A 23,275-nucleotide genomic window follows, 5' to 3' on the forward strand; every position below is an offset into this window, starting at 1 on the left:
AGCTCACCGATAACCATTCTAACCTCTCCCTACAGGTTTTTTATTAAATTCCAGTAGCTTCTATCCTCTTCATCACCTGGATCACGTTCTTGAATACTGTACTCGCCGAATGTATCTAACAGGACCTCGTGAGTCTGAAAGAAATCCTCCCAATTAACTTTCTGTTTCACATTAAAAAAATCACGTTGGATTTGTTGACTGAGCGCATAGTAACCTTTGTACTGCTTATCTCCATAGACGTCATGCTTATTTAAATGTTGATATACGGCCATCTTTTGCTTCTTCGTGATAGCTTCTTCATAAACATCATTCAAATATCCCGAGCCATATAAGAGTGGAGTCGTTTCTAAGTCGTAACAGATTTTCTTCATGTTTCTCATTAGCCTCACGCTCCTCAAATAAAACTTTTTACGTTTATTGCTCGGTTCTCTACTGATGATATCTTCACTGGCGCAACCGAATAACCCCCTTCACGATCACGTTGGATTAATCGCTTTACATATCCTGAAAAATTCTTACGTTCATTTGCATGCTCATGTAATAAAATTTGATCAGGATCCTCCATATTAAACACCACTGTTTTCTTGACCATCCTTGGCATAAACAGCCCTCCCAATTAGCAGTAAGCCCACCGCAGTACCGAAAACAGGTTCAAGCATTTCTCCATCGAGAAGTGGTGCAATTACTTGTGTATTACTGAAATAATTAATAACCTTACTTATAAGAGTTTCCGCTGGTCCTCCTACAAAATAAACTTCATCATCGCTTCTCCATCCTAAATTGTAAGCCTCATTATAAGTCGCCTGAATAATATGCTCCCCTTTTGATTTATCTGCTGAAGAATTGAAACCAAAGGGTAAAGTCCTTGATTCTTTATCTACAAAACTACCATTCAAAATTGTTGCTAAATTAACCGTTCCACCTCCAATATCAATAATTCTTATCTTTCCTGGACGTTGTATGCATAAATATGCTGCCGCTCCTTCTAAGCCCACTACGCATTCTTCTATAAAAAACTCCTTCGTCACTCCATTTACCGTTATTTTGTGCTCACCTTTCAGCATTACGATGATTTTATTTTTTTCTGTGTCTGTATGCATGCTAATCGGTTGACCCGCTACAATCTTCACGTTTCTCTCATTACAATTACGATGTAGCGCCAATAAAACACGTATTTTTAAATAATGATGAGCTTTTGTTTCTCCTCTGATTGTAGATGTAAACACACTTTCTACTATTGCTAAGCTTCCAGCGAAACCCCTTTTTCCGTTGATTTCAAATTCCATATCACTGCTGCCATGCTTATCTTTCTTTTTACGATCTCTGTATTCTCCAATTACTGATGGAAATATATCTATGATGTTTTCACCTGCTGCTTTTACATTTTCACTACCGCCATCAATGGACAAAATCATGATGACATCTCCTCCTCTACTTTGAGGTGTGACTTAGGTAGGACCTAAACAAGCTATCAAACTATCAGGTGTGACTTAGGTAAGACTTTAATAAATAATATTTTCAGTTCATGTAATTTATTACATGTTTTCTTATAAATTTTTCTAAGTTTTATTTTTAAAAAGGTTTTTAATGTTCTAGAATAGAAGTAAATAATCGGTGATTACAATGAAAAATAGAATTGATGAGATAAGAAAAATACGTGGGATAAAAAAGAAATGGCTGGCTGAACAGCTCGAAGTATCTGATAAGACAATGGACAACTGGACCAATGATAGAACATTTCCTCCAGCAGATCTCTTATATAAAATGGCTACCCTGCTTAGATGTTCTGTTTATGATTTATACATACTTGATGAAAATATCGAAGTATTTCCAGTTTCGTTTCCAGTTCATATTTCGCAAAAATAATGTATAGAATGTACAAAGCACTGGAGGTATGTATATGGAGTTAAGAAAAACAGCAGACGGAAATTCTTTTATAATAGAAGTCATCAGGGAGAAAGATAAAAAATCAAATATTTTTTCTAGGATAATGTTTGTGATTCTAGGTATTTGTGGATTGATTGTATCTGCAGCATTAGCGATTACATTAATCGGATTAATCGTAGCAATCCCTCTCTTCGGGACATCAATCGCTTTTATCACCGGAGGACTTTCGAAGCAAGTAATAGCTTGTCCTAATTGTGATTACAAACAACGTGTTACTAAAGACGATGGGCAATATACGTGTGCTAAGTGTAGAAAATTAACATTAATTGAATGGATTAAATAAAATTATTCTAAAGATAAAAACCCTCGGCTAAAGTGAATCGAGGGTTTTTATCTTTAGAACTATACCATATAGGTTTCTTTATATGCGACTTAACTATTCTTCCTCATAAAAGTTATCTACAGCATTTTGTAGACAGTCTAAAAAGTACTCATAAAAGTTTTCATGATTGTATTCATAGCGGTATTTAGTATGTCTATCTAAAAAAACTATCGGACATTCTCCTGAATCCATTTCGTCAACATCTAGGCAAGTGACCTTCCCATCAATATCATTTAAGATAATATAATTTAAAGGGAATTTATAATCTTCCCTATACCTTCTTGTTTGGTATATGACAGATGAATCTACACCAATTTCTTCACAACCATAGATTTCTATACCAATAAGACCTCCGCTACCGTAATTCCCCACAAACCATCGATAACTCTCAGGAAATTTCACGTTTAATACTTGTTCTGCATATTGGATAGTACTTTCTTGTACCCCTCCCATGAAATCTCTTTCTTTTTGGTAGGTTTTAATTATATTTATAATTTCATTCTTCATTTTCCTTACTTCCCTCCGTTAGCCTCTTTCGCACGCAACTTCCAATAGTTACTTCTAAAATTGTTGTATTGTTTCTCTAACGCCGGATCATTTCTAAAACTATCTCCCGGTTTAATTATATGTAAAGCATCATAAAGATCTCCATGTATCTTTTCTGACATCTCTACCATTGCACCAGGTTCTTTCTGTGTTAGATGATGCAATTCTATTTTCTGATTATCTTTAGTATATGGGGCATTCCCAAGAAGTGCAATTTCTAAATTAGATTTACCAGTTGGGTTAACATTTTTAGGCGCTACATATTTCCAATCTATATCTTCTAATCTATATACCCTTCTACTTACATCCCTGATTTCTTTACCTACTTTAACTGTACCTGTAATTTCATAAGCACTAAAATTATCTTGATATTTTTTAGCCCATGATAAATCTACTTGTTTACTAGAGAATTTCTGGGCTTTTGTTACGGTACCTAAAGTTTTAATTCCACCGCCACCAACAACAGACAATGCTGCTATTAAGTATTCTGTAGAGTCAAGGTCCTTACCTGTTAGAGTTTTTCCGGAAATTAATTCTGCTAATGCCATACCATTACCAAGAATCGGCATAAGAAGCATTGTATTATATAAGGCTTGATCATTTTGCTGTCGATTAGAGGAACCTTTAGGGACAATACCAGAAAAATCAAGGTCTTTCATTCCTTCTGATAACTTTTCGATTAAAGTGGAATTGTTCCTCCAATTTATTGCATTGAAATGCTCTTTTGCCTTCTTCATGTTTTTTGTAATCGCTACGTTCATCTTGTCCAAATTAGCATTCATCTTGTCTAAATCAGCGAGCCATTTATCTGAGTCAGCAAGCCATTTCTCTAACTCAGTCAAGTCCATATTGAAGTCAAAGTATATATTAAAGTCAAGTACTATTAAATCATCCATAGCTTCTTCTAAATCAATTATCCATTGTGGCACTTCACCAGGTTTATAGTTATCTAGATAGATAAACTGGTTGCCTTGTTCAGTTTTGATGAGGTACCAAAACGTATTTAACTTCTCTATGACTGTTACGGTTTGAGGGTTGTATGTACCTGTAACTCGAGACTTTCTGGACATCTTTTCATAACTATTAAATGATGTAGAGATATACATTTTTTCAGGAGTAGGGTTATAATGAATCCACTTCTTACCTTGTGCTGTTTCAATTTGATACCAAAATTCTCCTGATTTTATAAATGGTCTAACCGTTTGAGGATCATATGTTCCTACCTTAGGTCTAGTAAAATCCGGTGTATCATAGACTTCAAATGTGTTTGTTAATGTAATAGGTTTTAATTCTGGGTTATAGTAAATCCAGTATCTCCCTAAACTACTTTCTATTAGTATCCAGTTTTCATCAAATAAGTCGCCTTTCTTAATTACACTTACTGGTTGTGGAGTAAGATTTGAAGCTACTTTTTTTGAATAAATAGATGCTTCTTCATATAAATCAAAACTTATTGGTATATAAACCTTTTCGGGTGTAGGATTGTAATACGCCCACTGTTTCCCTTTTGAAGTCTGAATCAATAACCAATTGTTATCATACTTCGCATATACAGTTACAGTTTGTGGTGCAAAGCTCAGTAATTTTGTTTGCATGAAGGTCATTGGTTTTTCATATGTATCAAATGAACTCTTTATAGCTATTTCTTTAGGTTCACCTGTATAATACAACCATTTCCTACCTTTACCTGTTTCAATTTGATACCAGTTATCCTCGTACTTTGCTACTGTTTTTACCGTTTGTGGCGCAAAAGTAGCTGATTTTTCTCCAATTAGATTAGTTGTTTCATAAGTATCAAAATCATATTTGACATGAATAGGCTTTAATTCCGGGTTATAGTAAACCCATTTTTGCCCAAGGTGACTATCTATTAACATCCAGTGCTTATTAAAAGGATCCCTAGCCAGTACCTTTACTGATTGTGGAGTAAGGTTCGAAGCTACTTTTTCATAATGGAAGTCATTTGACTCATATAAATCATAATTTATTGGTATATTGATATGTTCTGGTTTAGGGTTGTAGTATACCCATTTCTCCCCTAAATGGCTTTTTATTAACAGCCAATTGCTATCTGTCTCGCTTCTTTTTATTATATCTACCCACTGTGGATTAAGATTCGAAGCTACTTTTTTTGACATGAAAAAACCTTCGGCCTCGTACAAATCAAATTTTGTCAGTATATGAATACGTTCAGGACTCGAGGCTTTCTTATCACTTACAGCTTGCTTAGGAGGTGTATTAAGCACTTTCTGATTAATAGAAGGGCTAGACGTTGGCTTCTCTGATTCAGATTGCTCACTACCCTTCTCTATCTTTTGAATTGCTTTAGAGAAAAAAATCGAAAATTGCTCTCTAGTTACAGGTCCATTTGGGTTAAATTTATTATTTTTGGTCTTACTTACTATTCCGTTACTATACAAAGTTTTTACGTACTCATTAGCCCAGTGATCTTTCATATCAATAAATTCATAGTTATCAGATGATTTAAAGTTAAAAAGTTTCACTAAAGCTTTAGCTAATTCTGCTCTTGTTACAATACTTTTCGGATTAAACTTTTTTTCTGAATCAGCACTGAATACACCTAATGCTGTCATAGATAAAATTTGATCCTTATAACTATTAGAATCAATATCAACAAATGGGTTTTCCACTCGATTTTTAGGCTTTAAATAATTATATAAAAACAGAGCCAAATGTTCTCGAGATAAGTTGTCTTTGGCACCAAAATGGCCATTTTCATGACCCTGAATTATATCTTTTTCCACCATAAACATTATTTCTTTATAAGATGGATGATCTTTAGGTACATCTACAAATGCAATGTTGTTTTTTTGATTCTTTTGCTCTGCATGTATTACGCCTAAAGAATTACTCAACAATAGTATAAAGATTGAAAAACTTAAAAATAAGTTCTTATTCAATTTTATAATACCTCCTTTTTTTATAAAAACTGCAACGCAGGATATTATATCATTTATTACCTAAATTTGTCTTTTCAAATCGAAAGATGAATTATATTGATGTTTTATCAGTTTTATATATCTTATAAAAATTACATTCTAAAACAGATTAACTAACCTAATAAATTATATTTCCAGCAAGCATTTCAAACTGAGAAAACAATATAAAAAGAAAAATGATGTATCCTATCACAGGACACATCATTTTGTATTATAATTTCAAGAATATCATTCGTGTTTATCTCCTAACAAACTTTCTGTTATAAATATAATCAGCTGTATTAAGCCCGTACTTTATTACATGCCTGACTCCGTTTTTCGCCCACTGCCTGGCGAGGTCATCATTTCCATCAGCCTTCTCGTGAAAATCTTCAATAATATCTTTTCCTATAAAACAAAGATAATATATAGGTATTCCGTTCTCATCAATTTCTGGAAGGTCACCTACAGGTTCTTCTACTGGTACCGTATAATATCTTCTCTGCATATTAGTAGCTTTACAGAATAAAATATGCCTCCTCGATACATCCCTCGACCACGTAATAACATATTCCACCCCTTTACAGGTATATTAAAGTGCCCGAAATGTGGAAAAAGCACTGTAGGTGTTGCTCGAAATGGCCGAAACGATGACGGTAAGGTCTACTATTCTTATAGATGTGTCCGTAACCAGCTAGGCTTATGCCCACAAAAAACATTACGTTATGAATCTGTTCAAAAGGCTTTCTTAGAAAAACTAATTATAACCCTTAAAGATTTTAAAATTGAAGATGAAACGAATTCGGACGAGTTTCGTCTTGATACAAGCACGCAACTTAAACACCTCTCGGATAAAAAAATACGGATTAAAGAGCTTTATATCGAAGGTGAAATCAGCAAAGTAGACTACCACAAAAGAATGGATAATCTGCAGGATTTGGAAGAAGAAATACTCGAAAACTTAGAGTCGTTTAAACAAAAAGCTAATAAACAACAAATTAAAAGTACAATGGAAATGCTGCACAAGAACTGGCACAGTTTCTCCGAAGAAACAAAGATGCTCTCTATTCGTAGTATCTTTAAAAGCATAACACCTAAGGTTATTTACCAAAGTAAAGGTGGACGATACAATAAGCCATCTGTAATAGAGATTACAGATTACGAGTTCAAATAATTCTATATGCGCTTATCTACATAAAAGGGCTAGAATATGCGTTAGCTCCGTATATTTTAAATGAATATCCAGAACTCTCACCAAATGAAGCAATTACAAAGAGCCGTAAAATGATGAAGGGCTACAGATGGAAACTATTCTGCTTATACCTTTCTTTTATTGGTTGGTTTCTACTTTGCATCCCAACATTGGGACTCCTATATATATGGTTACACCCATATATTCAAACAAGTGTAGCATTGTTCTATCAAAAAGTTAAAGAAAATCACGCAGAATAAAAAATAAACGTAAAGCCTTGTTGATACTACACTCAACGTGGCTTTTTTCTCGTTAAAAAACCCGCAAATGAACAAATTCTCACTTACGGGTTATGTGTAACTATCGTTTATTTTTTGAAATCTGCTGGGAATACATCTAACTGAATATCCATAATTGCTGGTAATAAGAAGTATGTTCCACATACAATTAGAACTACTGCAATGATATTAGCCCAGAATCCTGATTTCACCATTTCACCAATTGTAATCTTTTCAGTAGCAAAGATAATCGCATTTGGCGGTGTACCAACTGGTAACATAAATGCATATGTCGCTGCCATTGCTGCTGGTACCATGAATGCAAATGGATGTACTTCCATTGCCGTTGCAAGAGCTGCTAAGATTGGTAAAATCATTGTAGCTGTTGCAGTATTTGATGTAATTTCCGTTAAGAATAATACCATCGTTGTAATAATGATAATAATAACTAATAAATTTAGACCAGCTAATCCATTTAATTGTTCTCCCATCCAAGTAGCTAGTCCTGATTCTTTGAAACCAGCTGCAATCGCAAGGCCACCACCGAATAGTAACAAGATACCCCAAGGTAACTCTTTAGATACATCCCAACTTAGTAATTTGCCACTCTTGTTTTTTGCTGGAATTAAGAAGAATAAAATACCTGCAAAAATAGCAATCATCGTATCACTAATACCTGGGATAAGATCTGTCCATAAGAACGTTCTTGAAATCCACATAAATGCAGTAAACAAGAAAATAATAAGTACAATTGTTTCTTCATATGATATTTTCCCTAGGCGCTTTGCTTCTTCCTTAATAACTGCTTTCCCACCAGGTAACTCTTTGAATTTAATTGGGAATGCGACTGTTACAAGATAATACCATACAGCTATTAGTAGAAAAACAACAATCGGTGTTGCAAAGAACATCCATTTAGCAAACGAAATTTCAACATTATATAACTTTTGAATCGTTGCTGCCAAAATAATATTTGGAGGTGTACCAATTAATGTAGCAGCTCCTCCAATTGTTCCTGCGAAACCAACCCCAAAAATCATCGTCTTTTCAAAGCTCTTTAATTTAGCTTCCTCGATATTAGCTTCCTTCGCATTTTTTATTACTTGATAAACAATCGATGTACAGATTGGAAGCATCATCATTACAGCTGCTGTATTCGATACCCACATTGATAAGAAACCAGTTGCAGACATCAAACCTAGTACAATTCGCTTTGGGCTTGTTCCAATTGCCATAATAATCATAACCGCAATACGTTTATGAAGGTTCCACTTCTCCATTGCAAGCGCTATCAAAAATCCACCTAAAAAAAGAAAAATAATAGGGTCTCCGTACGCTGCTGATACTTTGCCACCTTCGAGGGCTTTCGTTACAGGCATAATAACAAGTGGTAATAACGATGTTACCGGTATCGGAATTGCTTCTGTAATCCACCAAATTGCCACCCACAGTGTACAGGCTAATACGGCTCTTCCGCTATCAGTAAGTCCTTCTGGATAAAAGAATAATAATGTTAACGCAAACATCAATGGACCTAATAATAGACCCGTCAATTGAACAGGAGTATAACTTGGATCTTTCTTTGTTCCAGTAGATACTTGTGATGATTTATCTGCTTTTTGTACAGATGAAGTACCGCCAGGCATTGAAAACTTCAATAGACGTTTCAGTTTATAATGTGCATCCCAGCTCATGTTCCACGCTTGCTTCATAACCGATTTTTCCATTTAAATCCCCCTTGTGTCGTTACATTATGCATCTCTCCCGGGCATGGTGAAATATGCTAAAGGATTACTAGAACCATGACCGATGATTGATCCTTTTTCCAACCTTTTCATGACGATTCCGTAACATCCTCTCCCTCCACCAATTCGCCTACAAAGTAGTCCATGGAACTATAAATCAATTTATGTAGACTAATAGTTATTCTGGAAGTTTTAGAGACTATTACATACTTTTCCCATTCCCTTCTTAATCATATGTCAAATTTATGAAAAGGTCAAAATATGTCGCTTTTTCTTCCGCTATTATTATAGCATGTCTGTTTTTAGAAAAAATAGAATTTTCTGTAATTAATATGGTTTTTATGAACAAAATGATTTTTATGTACGTAAAGACAAAAAATACCAGTAAATGATTGAACATTTACTGGTATTTCCTACTTACTGCCCTTTTGACAGCACTGTTTTTGCAATTGTATTATCCAATTCTTCAAACTCATAATACGAAATCGTTTCGTATAGTTCACTTCTTGTTTGCATATCATCAAGTCCTTCTTTTTGTGAACCTTGTTCTTTAATTAACTGAAAAATACGTTCATATGCCTTTGCTGCAACACGAAGCGATGTTACAGGATAAATAACCATTTTGAATCCCATTGCTTCAAATTCTTCTGCTGTATAATAAGGTGTTTGACCAAACTCAGTCATATTCGCAAGCAGTGGTACTGTTACACGTTGGGCAAATAGACGAAACTCCTCTTCTGATTGCAACGCTTCGGGGAAAATCGCATCCGCTCCCGCTTCTACATATGCAGTGGCTCTTGCCATCGCTTGTTCCATTCCTTCTACACTTCTAGCATCTGTCCTTGCTACAACTAGAAGAGAAGGTGCCACTTCTTTAATAGCTTTAATCTTTTGAACTAGCTCTTCTGTCGATACTAGTTTTTTACCATTTAAATGCCCACATTTCTTTGGCATTTGTTGATCTTCGATTTGTACCGCCGCGACATTCGCTTCAAGCATTTCTCTCGCTGTTCTTGCTACATTCAACACTCCACCAAAGCCTGTATCAATATCTACAAGTAACGGTAAGTTTGTTGCACGAGTAATCTCCCTTGCACGCTCAGCTACTTCTGTTGATGTTACGATTCCCAAGTCTGGTAAACCCTTGCTAGCTGTATACGCGGCTCCCGACAAATATAAGGTAGAAAAACCAGCTTTTTTCGCAATAAGACCGGCCATTGCATCATGTGCTCCTGGAATTTGAACAATTCCCGGTGCCGAAATATGTTCACGAAATTGTGTTGCAAGCTCTACTTGTGTAAGCTGTTTATTTACAATCCAAGACATCACATTTCCTCCTTATGGCGTAACAAATAGCTCCATGAACTTCGTAATTGGCATATCTTTCATTACTTCTTCGTTGTAGCACACTTCTTCCATTTTCTCGACTTGCTTCTTCGCAAAATGTGTTCGAATATTCGCTGAGAATTTATCCATGATTTTCGGAATTGCCTCTTCACGGCGGAAGCGATGACCTAATGGGTATTCACATTCTAGCATTTCTGTTGTAGTACCATCTTTGAAATGAATTTGCACCGCATTAGCGATTGAGCGTTTGTTCGGGTCTAAATAGTCAATTGAATATGTTTTGCTTTCTATTACTTCCATCTTGTCACGTAAGAAATCAATACGCTTATCTGCTGCTACTTCATCTTCATAATGGTCTGCCACAATATCACCATATAATAAGCCGATAGCTGTAATGTATTGCAAGCAATGATCACGGTCTGCCGGATTATTGAGTGGACCAACTTTATCAATAATACGTACAGCTGATTCATGCGTCTTAATGATAATTCGATCAATCTCATCAAGACGATCTTTTATCTCTGCATGTAGTTTAATTGCACACTCCGCTGCTGTTTGCGCATGGAACTCTGCTGGATACGATACTTTAAATAAAACATTTTCCATTACATACGCACCAAGAGGACGTGCTAGTTTCAATTCTTTCTTATTAAATAAAATATCTTGGAATCCCCATCCTGGTGCTGATAATGCTGTCGGATATCCCATTTCACCTTTTAACGCCATCATTGCTAGATGCACCCCTCTACTTGTCGCATCTCCAGCTGCCCATGATTTACGAGAACCGGTATTCGGTGCATGACGATACGTACGTAAACTCGAATTATCAATCCATGCATTTGATAATGCATTAATAATTTCTTGTTTCGTTCCACCTAACATTTTTGCGACAACCGCCGTTGTTGCGATTTTGACAAATAGTACATGGTCTAATCCTACTCGGTTCAAACTATTCTCTAATGCGAGTACCCCTTGAATTTCATGTGCTTTAATTGTCATTTCTAATACATCATGTACAGTTAATGCTTCCTTCCCTTCTACAATACGTACACGACTAATATAGTCAGCTACTGCTAAAATCCCACCAAGGTTATCTGATGGGTGTCCCCACTCTGCCGCTAACCACGTATCGTTATAATCTAACCAGCGAATAATACAGCCGATATTAAATGCTCCTCGTACAGGGTCTAGCACATATGATGTTCCTGGTACCCTACTACCATTTGGTACAATTGTTCCTGGTACAACTGGTCCTAATAGTTTCGTACATTCAGGATAACGAAGCGCCAAAATACCGCAACCTAACGTATCTAGTAATACGTAGCGTGCAGTTGAATAAGCTTCCTCACTCGTAATCTCTTTATGTAGGACATACTCTGCAATTTCTTCTAACAATACATCTGTTTTTGTTATATCATTCGTTTTAATCATCATCGTTCCCACCTCTCGAAAATGTAATGTAAGGATGGAAAATGGATAGCCGATTAGCTCCCATTTTCCTAATGGTATATACTATTGTTTACTTGTAAGGTTTCTTTCTCCTATATAATTGACTCTCGGTCTAAAGATTCGATTGTTCGCATGTTGTTCCATAACATGTGCACATAATCCAACTGTTCGAGAACTCAAGAAAATTGGTGTATATAACGGAATTGGAATTCCAAGCATCCAATATACAGGAGCTGCATAATAATCTAAATTTGGATAGATTCCTTTTTCACGCTCCATTACCCGCTCTCCTGCTTCACACATTTCATAAAGAAGGTAATCACCTTTTTGATCACATAATTGCTTTAATGCTTCTTTCATCATTAATGCCCTTGGATCCATCTTTTTCATATAGACACGATGACCAAAGCCCATAATTTTCTCTTTTTTGTATATCTTCGTTTCAATCAACTCTTCAAATTCAGCTACTGTTTTCGCTTCAAGTAACATATACATAACCGCTTCATTCGCACCGCCATGTAAGTTTCCTTTCAAAGAAGCAACTGCCCCCGTTAATGCCCCGTATAAATCCGAACGTGTAGAAGCAATAACTCTCGCAGTAAATGTTGAATTTGGCATTTCATGCTCGCTGTATAAAACAAGGGATGTATCAAATATTTTTTCTTCTAGTGGAGTTGGTTTCTTTCCTGTGACTAAATAAAAGAAGTTTGCACTGTAAGATAAGTCTTGTAGTGGAGTTAATGGTTGTTGGTTATTTAGAATGCGGTAACTATTTGCGACAATGGTTGGAACCTTCCCGAGCAATTTGTAGGCACGATTTTTGTTCATTTCAACAGAACAATTATCAATATCGTTATCATAACCTGCTAGTGCTGAGATACCTGTTCGTAAGCCGTCCATAGGATGTGTTTGTTGTGGTAAAAGGTGAAGAATATTAAAAATTTCTTGCGGAACTTCATACTCTGTTTTCAGTTCATCTTCAATTTTCCGTTTCTCTTCTTCAGTTGGAAGAACGCCCTCTAATAGAAGATGAACGATGTCCAAATACGTATTTGTTTTAGACAGTTCAATAAGGTCATATCCTCTAATGACAATCTCACTTTGTACCGTATCGAGGAAAGAAATACTTGTCTCTGCAGCAACAATACCGTCAAGACCCGGGGAAAAATTTTTCTCAGCTTTCATTTTGTCTTCCTCCAATCTATACTAGATTTTCGTTCAAAACAGTGGAAGCCTTTTCATTTTTCTAGTTGATGGATGTAGAATATAAGATTCTACATCGGTAAGCCCTTTGTACATAATAGAGGTAATGTATATGTACAAAATCATTCGTTCTCTCTTAACATATCAAATTTTCCCATTTATGACAAGATTGTGACAGTATAATTTTCTTCTCACGACAAAAAAGGAAGGTTCTTATTATTCCCCTTCCTTTAATGATGTAGCCCTGCTTTAAGCCATGAACGCTGATAATGAGCCCCCATCGGAAGCTGAATAAGCGTAGTTTCATTTAACTTATCAATCTCGTAAAGTTGATCGCATTGCACAGAATTGTAACCTAAAAGGGGATGCCCTCCTATATTCAGCCCACCTCCAGCAAGTAATAATCGCTGGAGAAGCATACCTGCTTCCATTTGCTGTATTCGATAACCTCTATAGCCTAATGAATGTTTCATATACTCTCTATCACCGACAAGGTGGATACACACTGGTGTTTGTTGAAGATTAACATTATCTAATGTCATTGCGGATTGTAATACACTTCGTTGATCACCGTGCCGTATTCCTTGTAGTACATGTTTCTTTACATCGTAGTAATATGCACCGTTTAATACACCCTCTACTAAATAGAAAGAACTGTATATGGATATACGTGGAGATGGACTTTCTATTAAATCATCTATATCATTTCGATACTTATAAGAAGTCATTGCTTCATGAAACAAACTAGCAATCTCATAAACATTCATCTTTTTTAAAATAAAATCCATTTCGGGAGAATATCGCTTTCGGCAACTAGACACAAAATCGTATGTCATTCTTGTTACATTCGGTAACGGAATATTATTAGAGGTTCTGATTTCTTTATTTTGTTGTTTCATCTGTTGAATCGGTGAAAATTGCTCCAACATACACGCTTCGTTCGCTTTTTGTACAAATGGATACGTTTCTATATGACGAGAACGAATATAATAATTGTGCGTAATTCTAGGAAGTTCCTGACATAATTCAGTAGCTGTTATCTTGTCATCAGCCTTCTTACACCACTCCATCGTCGAATCTACAGATAGTGGAATAACCGCATAGACACTTTCTTCATTTGTCGATAAACCGAGCAAATGATTGACTGCTTCATCCAAAAATTGAAAGTATACAGTTGTTTCATATCGATAACGCTTCGTCACTTCAAGTAGTTGACCAATAAGAGCTCCCGCATCAAGACCTTGCAGGCGATACGAAAAATTTTTATACTTAAAAAAATTTTTCCAAAACATCGTTGATACAAATACCGTACAACATGCTTTCTCTATCTCACACCGATTACCGAGTGCTTGATTTAAATAACTGTCTATATTCCCTTCTCTTATTAAGATTAAGCGGTGATGAGCAACATCATAATGATAAACACCATGAGATACGTCATCCATTTTCAAGTATATATATACTTCATTTGGATACAAGGCACCTCCAGAGGGAACAAAGCGTCGATAAGAATATAGTGGTTCTGCCGTATATTCTAGAAAATTTTGCTCACTAAACTGCGTAAGTCCAAATGTGTACCAAAGCAAATGGCTAATAGTACGAAGAGTCGGGCGTGTATCATCTAAACAATCTATGTTAAAAGGAACTTCTGTACATAATGGAATGCTAGATACATTACGATACAATTTGTACGGTAATGGTTTATCATCCCAATTAACTGAATGACCACTCGACATTGCTTTTTCTGTATCAAAATGCAACTGATATAGAAACGTATCTAAATGCATAATCCACCCTCCTATCTTTTTCTATGGGAATGGATGTGGATGCAGATTCAACTCTTCGTAGGTTAAAGGATTCTCACGATAGCCCATCTCCATTGGAACTGTTAATACTCTATCTAGACCTGTTAGACGAGTTAAATCGTATCCAAATGTCATTGGTAGCATTCCTGGAATAATTACTTTTACACAATGAAGGCCGTTCCTAACAATCTCATCTGTTGTTTGATTAACAACAATTACGTCCAAGTCTCTTTCTCGGAATACTCGTAGTAAATCTTTTAGTTCCTCTGTTAAGTCATCATGTTGTGGTCGAGGAGGAAACGCTTCTTCGAAAGTTTGAATTGGGCGATTCTCCTCTAATAAGAAACCCAATCGCTCTTCCGCTTCTTTCAAACTATATACCATCGAGTGGTCTTCCATCTGCCTAACAAGTGATGGATTACGTAACATTTTTTGATACTTCTTACGGTTTTTATCTGCCTTTTCATCTAAAACAAGCATCATTCCTGCTAGTTCAAATATTGCACTTTTTGCTGCTCGAACTGGATCTGGATGTGCACCCGCTGCACAAATAATGTTCATTCCTACTTCTTTCTGATTTTTTGCTAACGCCCATATACTTGGGATACCATTTTCCATCGTAGCATTGTATAAATAAATATCGTATCCAGCTACAGCACCGACGCGCTCCATCATTAGCTGCAATTCTTCATCCCGTATCGAAGAACTATCTAACTTCGGCAATGGTAATTGGGCATACCATGTCATGAGGAATGAATCACGCTCTACGACTTCCAATATGCCGTAAAAGATTGCTTCTACTAAACTGCCACCTAACGCACAACCATTAGACGTTTCATATACAAATCCACGTTCATGCCCTAAGCTATAATACGCTAATAACTCCGGAACTAAAATTGGGCGCTCTCCCTTAAATGAATATGCCCATACCCAATTTATCGCTCGATTTGGATCAAATGGTTGAAATGGAAAACGTGGCATTTCATATTTCTCTTTGGCATGAATCCCCACTTTGGGAGGATAAAGCGCATGCTCTTTTACATTATTATAACTATCATGTACAACCGTTCTTTTCCCTCTTGGTTCAATGCCACAATATCTTTCTAATCCTTCTAAAATAGCAGTTAGCTCACTCATTGCATAAGAGGTCGTTCTTCCAGCTGTTGCTTCATCTCCAACTAGCATCGGAAGATTAACTCCAACATCCGCAAATGGTGGAGTAAGGTCATGTACTTTCCCATTTAAAAATCCTGTACGGTAATCTAAATAATCTTTTACTAAAAACTTCTTTAAATCATCAATAGAACGAGAACGATAGTGATGTGAACTAACCTTCGGACTTTCCTTAAGTGTAATCGTCGCTAATTCTGGAGAATCATCTTGAACAGTTCCACATATCGAACATAGCGATACAGGAACAAACGAATGAGTACTCGTATTTAACGTCATTAAATGAACAAGGCTAACGTGACGATATAATCGACTTTCCTCTTTCTTTAGAATCTTCTTTACTTCTGTTACAACAATATGTGCCATGTGTAATATCCCTGTACGAGATGCCCACATATCTCTCCCCGTGTATCCAGATGCTGCAATTTCCCGCTTTAATTGTAATGTTTCTCGTCGATCGGATCCCGCCATTAAATGACGCATATCTGCACATTGCGAACATCCAGGAATTGATGGTTTTACTAACGGACCAATCACTCCTTCTCCAAATGAAATCATCCCTCGTAACCAGGGAATAGCTAAAGAGCTAGAAACACGCTCGGCTTCTTTATATACAACTGCATCACAGTAATCATGTAGGACAAGTAATAATGATGTTGATGGTGAAATAGGTGTGTGAAAATCTGTCTGGCGAATTATTTCTACTTGTGTGGCTAACTCTTGATATACATAGTTTGCTAACATTCCATCTCCAACTAACGTAATGTGTTCACGCATTCTACTCCTCCTCCCTCAATGTGACACCATATATCACAACATCATGTTGGAAAGAACTATGCAGAGGGAGTTCATATACAAGTGGATTCTTCTTTTCTTTTTGCAACACGTTTAGCGCATATTGAAGTGTTTCACGCTGTTCGGTTTCTTCGTACACCGGAATACTTATATACGGTGATGGTTTCTCTTCAAGTAACTGTATTGAAAAGAAAGATGATGATTTCACTTTATTTTGAAGGTCCCTTAGCGCACACTGTAATACATTCCGCAATGCTAACGTTTGATTCAACGCGACACTACAATAAGAATTGTTATTTGTTTGCAGACACATAACAGGGAAACCACAAATATTTTCTCCTATCCCAATCGTGTACTCTTGTTTCATCGTATTTAATGCTTGTAAATAGAACTCACAGCGCTTATCTTCTATCGGTTCTAATTGAACACGTGCAAACTTCATTTCTCTCTCTTTCTTCTGCAATTCATTCGTTAAGCATTGCTGTAATGCTCTTGAAATTCCTTCTATAGAACTCGTACCTACACCCACATGGACAGAGGGATATACAGACTTCATATATGACTCTAATCCACATAAGGTTGCTTCCCGCTGTGCTTCTTCATGTGTCAAACCAACACAAATAATTTCTCGTAAAAGTTCAGCAGGCCCATCTGAAGAAGGATTCACTGCTTGCACACAAAATTGTGCTAACGGCACTTGTGATAATTCTCTTTCCTCCCACTTATGAAAAATCCCTGTCTCTTCGGAAGTGATAGAAGTAGCCGTTTGAAATAATTCAGTTGAAGAACAAGTGCGAGTATCTTTCTCGATATGCGTGAGAATATCCTCTACATAACGAATGCTTTCAACATTGATAGGAGAAGGATGACCAATGAATGAATGCCACTGTCCTTCCAACGTCTCCAGATTCATGATATATACTTTATTTTCTTGCGTAGCTTCTGCCAATCCACTTCTTTTCTTTACTAATTCAAACGTAATAATATTAGCCAATATCGATTCTACTGTTGGTGCACATTCTTCTTTTTTCGTCGTAAATAGCTGTTTATGCAGCGAACGCCAGGCAGTTTCCCAGCACCCTTCATAATCTGGATGTACAATCGGCCCTGCTAATCCAACTCCGTCTAAACAAATAGCTGGGACAAACAATTTCCCTTCTTGCTTACACAGTGTATGAAAAAATTGTAACTCTTCTCTATTTCCATTTGGTGATACATATAAAATAGCATCATATGACCCAATAATCCCTGGTATAAATGTATCTCCTTTCATTTCCCCAACAGATACTTCTTGATCTGATTTCCGATGATGAACAACAACTTCTTCTAGTCGTTTTCTATTTGTTGCGCTTGAGTCCGTAACGAATACATGGAACTTCGCTAAACCAGACTCCAGTAAAGACGAAACGAGTGATAAAAGGAACGAACCCGAACCAATTGCTAACACTTTCGTTTGACGATAGCTTTCAAAACGTGCTGCTCCAGAGTTCCCGATGCTATCTAAAAATTCAACCTGTGAGGCATATCGATGAATAATATCTTGACGCAAATCATGTGATCTATCTGAGCTTACGTCACGAACAAAATCATTTTTTGCTAATGCCCCAACAATATCATAGACTCTCCTTCGATACTCTTCAGGTAAGCTATTCGTTAGTTCATGCAAACTATGCTCACCATTTAACATCGGCCATAGTTTTTCAATCCATTGAGCAACGGTGTTTCCTTCCATCCAAAAAGAGTTGACGTTATTACGGAAATAGACTCCTTTTTTATTATCATAATAAAAAAATGTATCACGCTTTATTTTAGGTCGCATCATCTCATGTACCTTTTCCATTTCGCCCCTCCCTTACAAATATTCATCTTCATTTTATGTACAACACTTTGTCTATTATGCTCTTGTTTCCATAGGAAAGAGCCTCTGTATGTTAATCGTACAAAGGCTCTACATGTATTTATATTACACAACAACTGCACAAGGGAAACATGGGAAGCATGGGAAGCATCCACCGCAACCGCCACATCCTCCGCAGCCTCCGCAACGTCCTCCACAACCACAACGTCCTCCGCAGCCTCCGCAACGTCCTCCGCCACAACCGCCACAGCGTCCTCCGCCACCACAACCACCACAACGACGATAGTCATATGATACATAATTTTGACTATATGGATCCCAGTATGTTACATCTCCTGTTTGGAAATTCCCGAGGTTTAACATTTGTAAATCATGTTGAAAATTATTCACTTTCATACCCTCCATGTATTAAATTCATTATTCCCTTATGATGTAAACGAGTGAAAGCATATTGAAAATAAAATAGACAACATATATGTGGAAAAGAATCCTAGTATGAAGTACTCTCCCAACCAAAGTATGGGCAATACTTGGCTATTGTTCTTAATGAATGCACCTATTTTCAAAAATCCATCTCCGATAAAAACTATCTAAATAATAAGGATTATACAAAAAAAGAAATGCAAATCATAGATTGATTCGCATTTCTTTTTTAACTATCTGTAGCAAAAGTTTGACCGTCACAGCTTATTTACGTGCCTCATGTACTTTTAACAACTTCCCTTTAATTGTCGTATTCTTCATCACTTGTAATACTTGCGGGCCTTTTCCATTCAAAATCTCTACATATGATACATTATCTTGAATGGTAATAATCCCAATATCTTGCGCGCTTATGCCATCGATTTTTGCAATTGTTCCTACGAAATCAACCGCACGAATCTTCTTCTTCTTTCCACCATTAAAATATAACTTCATGATACCTTTATTTAACTGCTCGCTTTTATCTTCTTTTAAATTTGGCATAGCTTGTAGTTTCTCTTCGAATGCCAATCTAGTTGCCTGAACTTCTTCTGTAGACGGTGCATTCACTTTGTTAATTTCAAATCCGATATATTCTTCAATCTCTGCTAAAAACCTATCTTCATAAGGCGTTACGAACGTAATAGCTTTCCCTTTTTTCCCAGCACGTCCTGTTCTTCCTGTACGGTGAACATAACTTTCCTTCTCTAATGGAATATCGTAATTAATAACAAGGCTAATATTATCAATATCAATTCCTCTAGCTGCTACATCTGTTGCGATTAAATAACGATATTCTCCTCGCTTAAACTCATTCATTACTGCAAAACGATCTTCTTGTATCATCCCACCGTGTAATTTGTCACAAGGATAATCTAATTCATTTAACTGGTCTACTAATGTGTTCACATTTTCTTGTGTACGACAGAAAATGATACAACTATCTGGGTTTTCTACTGTTGTCACATCTTTTAATAAATCAAATTTAGCTTTCTCTTCTACTTCCATGACACGATGATCGATTTTATCTGTCGTAATCCCTTTTGCTGCAATTTCAATATGCTGCGGATTTTTCATATACTTCACTGTTAAATTTTCGATGTCCTCTGGTAGGGTTGCCGAGAATAGCATCGTTACTCTATCTGTCGGTAACTGATTAATAATGGCTTCTACTTGATCGATGAAGCCCATATTTAACATTTCATCTGCTTCATCAATAACTAAGTATTCGATACGTTCTAATGGCAGCGTACCTTTTTCCATATGATCTAATACACGACCAGGTGTACCTACAACAATATGTGTCTTTTGCTTTAATTCTAATTTTTGTTTCGCAAATGGTGATTTCCCGTATACAGCTGTTGCTTTAATCCGTTTGTATCTTCCAATGTTCGTGATATCTTCTTTCACTTGTGCCGCAAGCTCACGTGTTGGAGTTAACACTAACGCTTGTGGTTTGTTTTCTGTCCATTCGACAAGTTCACATAAAGGAATTCCAAATGATGCTGTTTTTCCGCTACCCGTTTGTGATTTCACAACGATATCTTTCTTCTCTAATGCAACTGGAATCACATTTACTTGTACTTCTGTTGGATTCGTATAGTTTAACTGCTCTAAGGCATTTGTAATGTCAGTACTTAATTTGTATTCATTAAATGTTTTGTTCATCATGTATCCTCTTTTACTTTTTATGTACGTATTGTCCTATTATAAGTGAAATGAACGTATAAATACCACATCGAACTCGAATTTATTTATTGTTTTAGTTTTTATTAAAAATCACATAAAATATGGTATGTGAAATTACGAATTGTTCCTAGGTGGAAGGATTCCTCTTTTCAGCTGTCGAAATACTTCTAATCATTTTTAAGGAGGCTATCTGATGGAACTAACTATTCGTCCTATTCAATTGAAAGATGCTACTGATATACACCGAATTGCCATGCAAGAAGACGTTTTTCCTTATTTAGTATTTCTACCTAGCATGCGAATTGATATGATGGAAAATCGTATTAAGAATTTAAGCGCTACTCAATATGAATTCGTAGCTGAACATAATGGGAATGTTGTTGGATGGATTGGATTAGTACAAGGTCAAGCTCGTCGCTCTCACGTAGGAGATATGTACATCGCTGTCGATAGCTCTTTTCATAACAACGGCATCGGCAGTGCATTGTTAACAAAAATAATCAATCTTGCTGATAATTGGTTACTACTAGAGAGAGTTGATCTAACCGTATTACACATTAATCCAAAAGCAAAAGCATTGTACGAAAAGTTTGGCTTTGTAGAAGAAGGACGTAAAAAAGGTAGCTTGAAAACAAATGGTACATTCGCCGATGAAATTGTTATGGGCCGCTTACGCCCTAATGGGTTATTGCAACGTATATAATGAAAAGAACTCGTCTACTATCGACGAGTTCTTACGTTTTACACTATTATCGGTACCATGCTTCTTCAAACGTCAACTCCAGTGCTTCACCAAAGCACTTCCCAAACTCAATGAATCCTCTTCCTCTTGCTGTAATAACATTGCCATCTCGTACGACGAGTTCATCCCTATAATTCTCTAACTCAAATACACCTGTATCTCTCCTACATTCTTCCGTTAATCCGACTGTGTATTTCTTTCCTTTTAGTACTCTTGATTTTGCTAATAGAAGAGGTGAACTAGAAATACTTGCGATTACTCTTTCTTCTGTTGCAACCTTTTCGATAAAAGCAAGTAACTCCTCATCGTCCATCACAACACCAATATCCATGCAACCAGGTAATAGTAAGCTATCTACCTCTTCCAAATTGACATCCTCAATCGTTGTATCTGGGATACACGTTAACCCAGCTTCACTCGTCACAGGCGCATTTGTTACTCCCACTGTCACAACTGGTTTCTTTCCTTGCATTAAAATAGACAAAGCAACACTTAATTCATACTCACTAAACTGCGGGTACAACAACACCACTGTCTTTTTCACCGTATCCCTCTAAATCAATCCTTCGTTACGTATGCATATAATAATTTAATTGTATTTTCAAGTGCATTGTAGTGTGTTCTCTCCATACCATGAGAAGCATGTACACCCGGTCCAATCAATGCACCCCTTATATTATTTCCAGCTCTAAGTGCCGCCGTTACATCTGATCCATACATCGGATAAATATCAACAACGTAATCAAGGTTATTCGCTTTTGCTAGCTCTACTAATTTCGTCGTCATGTTGTAATCATATGGGCCTCCAGAGTCTTTTGCACAAATCGAAACATCGTATTCTGTACAATTCAAGTCATCTCCAATACATCCCATATCAACCGCAATCATTTCTGTAATATCTTCCGGCACGTATGCCGCTCCGTGTCCTACTTCTTCGTATGTAGAAATGAACATTTTCGTCGTGTATAACGGTTCTACTTTCTCTCTGCTCATATATTCCATTAACGCAATTAGCGCTGCTACACTACCTTTGTCATCGATAAATCGAGACTTTAAGAAACCACTTTCTGTTACCGTTGTTTTCGTATCGATAAATATGTAATCTCCTGCACAGATACCTAACTTTTCCACATCTTCTTTTGAACGTACTTTCTCGTCAATACGAATCTCCATATTTTCTGGATCACGCTTTTTCGTTGAACTATCTACGAATACGTGAGCAGCTGGGCTTGTACTTAAAAATGTACCTGTGTAAACTCCCCCGTCTCTTGTACGAATTTTACAATACTCGCTATCTAGCGTTGGAACGATTGGACCACCAATTATCGTGAATTTCAGCGTTCCTTTCGGTGTAATAGAACGAACCATTGCGCCTAACGTATCAACATGTGCTGATAGACCAATTACCTTTTCATTGCTCTTACCAGGTATCGTAATAATGCCGCATCCCTTATTCGTTGTTTCAAATGCATAACCAAATTTATTCGCATATGCATGAATTTTCTCCATAATATCGAAGCAAAAACCACTTGGACTATCCATTTGTAATAGTTCTTTCGCTGTTTGTAATACAAACTCTTTATTGATTGATATATTCATCTTCTGCTCTCTCCCCTATTTTTAAAATTTTCTAACAAAACTCTATCTCTACTATACTATTAATACGAAACGAAGACAAAATGAATTCGTCCTTTATCCCTATGAATAACTAACCTTGCTTCACTTCATATGTACTCCTATCGTTTCAGACAAAGCAATGCATTCGGTTAAAGGGAATGCCGATATT

The 23,275-nt window shown here is 36.5% G+C and carries 22 protein-coding genes; 5 read left to right on the forward strand and 17 right to left on the reverse strand.

Annotated features, from left to right (window positions below; genetic code table 11):
• Positions 1-29: 29 nt before the first annotated feature.
• From IEV41_RS05130 to IEV41_RS05140, 3 genes are read right to left on the reverse strand one after another with little or no spacing between them, the layout of a single operon-like run.
• Positions 30-380 (reverse strand): hypothetical protein, encoded by a 351-nt coding sequence (locus IEV41_RS05130; RefSeq protein ID WP_188387345.1) that lies wholly within the window; start codon positions 378-380, stop codon positions 30-32.
• Positions 381-394: 14 nt separating this feature from the next.
• Positions 395-601 (reverse strand): hypothetical protein, encoded by a 207-nt coding sequence (locus IEV41_RS05135; RefSeq protein WP_188387346.1) that lies wholly within the window; start codon positions 599-601, stop codon positions 395-397.
• A complete protein-coding gene (locus IEV41_RS05140; RefSeq protein ID WP_188387347.1) occupies positions 567-1,415 on the reverse strand; it encodes a ParM/StbA family protein in 849 nt (282 codons plus the stop codon). Before IEV41_RS05140 ends, IEV41_RS05135 begins: the two co-directional genes overlap by 35 nt.
• Positions 1,416-1,623: 208 nt before the next feature.
• Between IEV41_RS05140 and IEV41_RS05145 the strand changes: the two genes are divergently transcribed.
• Positions 1,624-1,866: a helix-turn-helix transcriptional regulator gene (locus tag IEV41_RS05145; RefSeq protein WP_229722214.1), complete on the forward strand. Its 243-nt coding sequence runs from the start codon at positions 1,624-1,626 to the stop codon at positions 1,864-1,866.
• Positions 1,867-1,900: 34 nt separating this feature from the next.
• A complete protein-coding gene (locus IEV41_RS05150; protein WP_188387349.1) occupies positions 1,901-2,230 on the forward strand; it encodes a hypothetical protein in 330 nt (109 codons plus the stop codon).
• Positions 2,231-2,323: 93 nt separating this feature from the next.
• Here IEV41_RS05150 and IEV41_RS05155 read toward each other — a convergent pair whose 3' ends face one another.
• From IEV41_RS05155 to IEV41_RS05165, 3 genes are all read right to left on the reverse strand, one after another.
• The gene (locus tag IEV41_RS05155) at positions 2,324-2,776 is read right to left on the reverse strand and encodes an SMI1/KNR4 family protein (protein ID WP_188387350.1); all 453 of its coding nucleotides are present in this window, start codon (positions 2,774-2,776) and stop codon (positions 2,324-2,326) included.
• A 5-nt stretch (positions 2,777-2,781) separates the two neighbouring features.
• On the reverse strand, positions 2,782-5,736 hold the full coding sequence (locus IEV41_RS05160; protein WP_188387351.1) for an S-layer homology domain-containing protein: 2,955 nt from the start codon (positions 5,734-5,736) through the stop codon (positions 2,782-2,784).
• Between the two features lie 277 nt (positions 5,737-6,013).
• Positions 6,014-6,262 carry a hypothetical protein gene (locus IEV41_RS05165; protein ID WP_188387352.1) on the reverse strand — a complete coding sequence of 83 codons (249 nt, stop codon included), beginning with the start codon at positions 6,260-6,262 and terminating at the stop codon, positions 6,014-6,016.
• A gap of 24 nt (positions 6,263-6,286) precedes the next feature.
• On the opposite strand from IEV41_RS05165, the gene IEV41_RS05170 reads away from it, so the two are divergent.
• Positions 6,287-6,928, forward strand: a complete 642-nt coding sequence (locus tag IEV41_RS05170) for a recombinase zinc ribbon domain-containing protein (RefSeq protein WP_188387353.1) — start codon at positions 6,287-6,289, stop codon at positions 6,926-6,928.
• 53 nt (positions 6,929-6,981) lie between these two features.
• Complete coding sequence (locus IEV41_RS20335; protein ID WP_373284199.1) at positions 6,982-7,206, forward strand: DUF975 family protein; 225 nt, start codon at positions 6,982-6,984, stop codon at positions 7,204-7,206.
• Positions 7,207-7,313: 107 nt separating this feature from the next.
• Here the strand turns inward: IEV41_RS20335 and IEV41_RS05180 are convergent, their stop codons facing one another.
• The 9 genes from IEV41_RS05180 to IEV41_RS05220 all read right to left on the reverse strand — a co-directional run bounded on the left by IEV41_RS05180 (position 7,314) and on the right by IEV41_RS05220 (position 20,729).
• A complete protein-coding gene (locus IEV41_RS05180) occupies positions 7,314-8,951 on the reverse strand; it encodes an SLC13 family permease (protein ID WP_188387354.1) in 1,638 nt (545 codons plus the stop codon).
• A gap of 435 nt (positions 8,952-9,386) precedes the next feature.
• On the reverse strand, positions 9,387-10,295 hold the full coding sequence (gene prpB / locus IEV41_RS05185) for a methylisocitrate lyase (RefSeq protein ID WP_188387355.1): 909 nt from the start codon (positions 10,293-10,295) through the stop codon (positions 9,387-9,389).
• A 12-nt stretch (positions 10,296-10,307) separates the two neighbouring features.
• Positions 10,308-11,747: a 2-methylcitrate dehydratase gene (gene prpD, locus IEV41_RS05190; protein ID WP_188388686.1), complete on the reverse strand. Its 1,440-nt coding sequence runs from the start codon at positions 11,745-11,747 to the stop codon at positions 10,308-10,310.
• Positions 11,748-11,828: 81 nt separating this feature from the next.
• Positions 11,829-12,950 (reverse strand): citrate synthase, encoded by a 1,122-nt coding sequence (gene mmgD, locus IEV41_RS05195; RefSeq protein WP_188387356.1) that lies wholly within the window; start codon positions 12,948-12,950, stop codon positions 11,829-11,831.
• Between the two features lie 248 nt (positions 12,951-13,198).
• The gene (locus tag IEV41_RS05200) at positions 13,199-14,755 is read right to left on the reverse strand and encodes a SagB family peptide dehydrogenase (protein ID WP_188387357.1); all 1,557 of its coding nucleotides are present in this window, start codon (positions 14,753-14,755) and stop codon (positions 13,199-13,201) included.
• A 21-nt stretch (positions 14,756-14,776) separates the two neighbouring features.
• The gene (locus tag IEV41_RS05205) at positions 14,777-16,720 is read right to left on the reverse strand and encodes a TOMM precursor leader peptide-binding protein (RefSeq protein WP_188387358.1); all 1,944 of its coding nucleotides are present in this window, start codon (positions 16,718-16,720) and stop codon (positions 14,777-14,779) included.
• 1 nt (position 16,721) lies between these two features.
• Positions 16,722-18,578: a putative thiazole-containing bacteriocin maturation protein gene (locus IEV41_RS05210; protein WP_188387359.1), complete on the reverse strand. Its 1,857-nt coding sequence runs from the start codon at positions 18,576-18,578 to the stop codon at positions 16,722-16,724.
• 123 nt (positions 18,579-18,701) lie between these two features.
• On the reverse strand, positions 18,702-18,986 hold the full coding sequence (locus IEV41_RS05215; protein ID WP_188387360.1) for a heterocycloanthracin/sonorensin family bacteriocin: 285 nt from the start codon (positions 18,984-18,986) through the stop codon (positions 18,702-18,704).
• Between the two features lie 297 nt (positions 18,987-19,283).
• The gene (locus IEV41_RS05220) at positions 19,284-20,729 is read right to left on the reverse strand and encodes a DEAD/DEAH box helicase (protein WP_188387361.1); all 1,446 of its coding nucleotides are present in this window, start codon (positions 20,727-20,729) and stop codon (positions 19,284-19,286) included.
• A 211-nt stretch (positions 20,730-20,940) separates the two neighbouring features.
• On the opposite strand from IEV41_RS05220, the gene IEV41_RS05225 reads away from it, so the two are divergent.
• Complete coding sequence (locus IEV41_RS05225) at positions 20,941-21,450, forward strand: GNAT family N-acetyltransferase (protein ID WP_188387362.1); 510 nt, start codon at positions 20,941-20,943, stop codon at positions 21,448-21,450.
• A gap of 46 nt (positions 21,451-21,496) precedes the next feature.
• Here the strand turns inward: IEV41_RS05225 and IEV41_RS05230 are convergent, their stop codons facing one another.
• Entirely contained in the window at positions 21,497-22,033 is a 537-nt protein-coding gene (locus IEV41_RS05230; RefSeq protein ID WP_188387363.1) for a DJ-1/PfpI family protein, read from the reverse strand.
• 14 nt (positions 22,034-22,047) lie between these two features.
• Positions 22,048-23,088 carry a M42 family metallopeptidase gene (locus IEV41_RS05235; protein WP_188387364.1) on the reverse strand — a complete coding sequence of 347 codons (1,041 nt, stop codon included), beginning with the start codon at positions 23,086-23,088 and terminating at the stop codon, positions 22,048-22,050.
• Between the last annotated feature and the right edge of the window lie 187 nt (positions 23,089-23,275).

The sequence above is a fragment of the Priestia taiwanensis genome, from assembly GCF_014638355.1.
Taxonomy (GTDB): Bacteria; Bacillota; Bacilli; order Bacillales; family Bacillaceae_G; genus Priestia_D; species Priestia_D taiwanensis.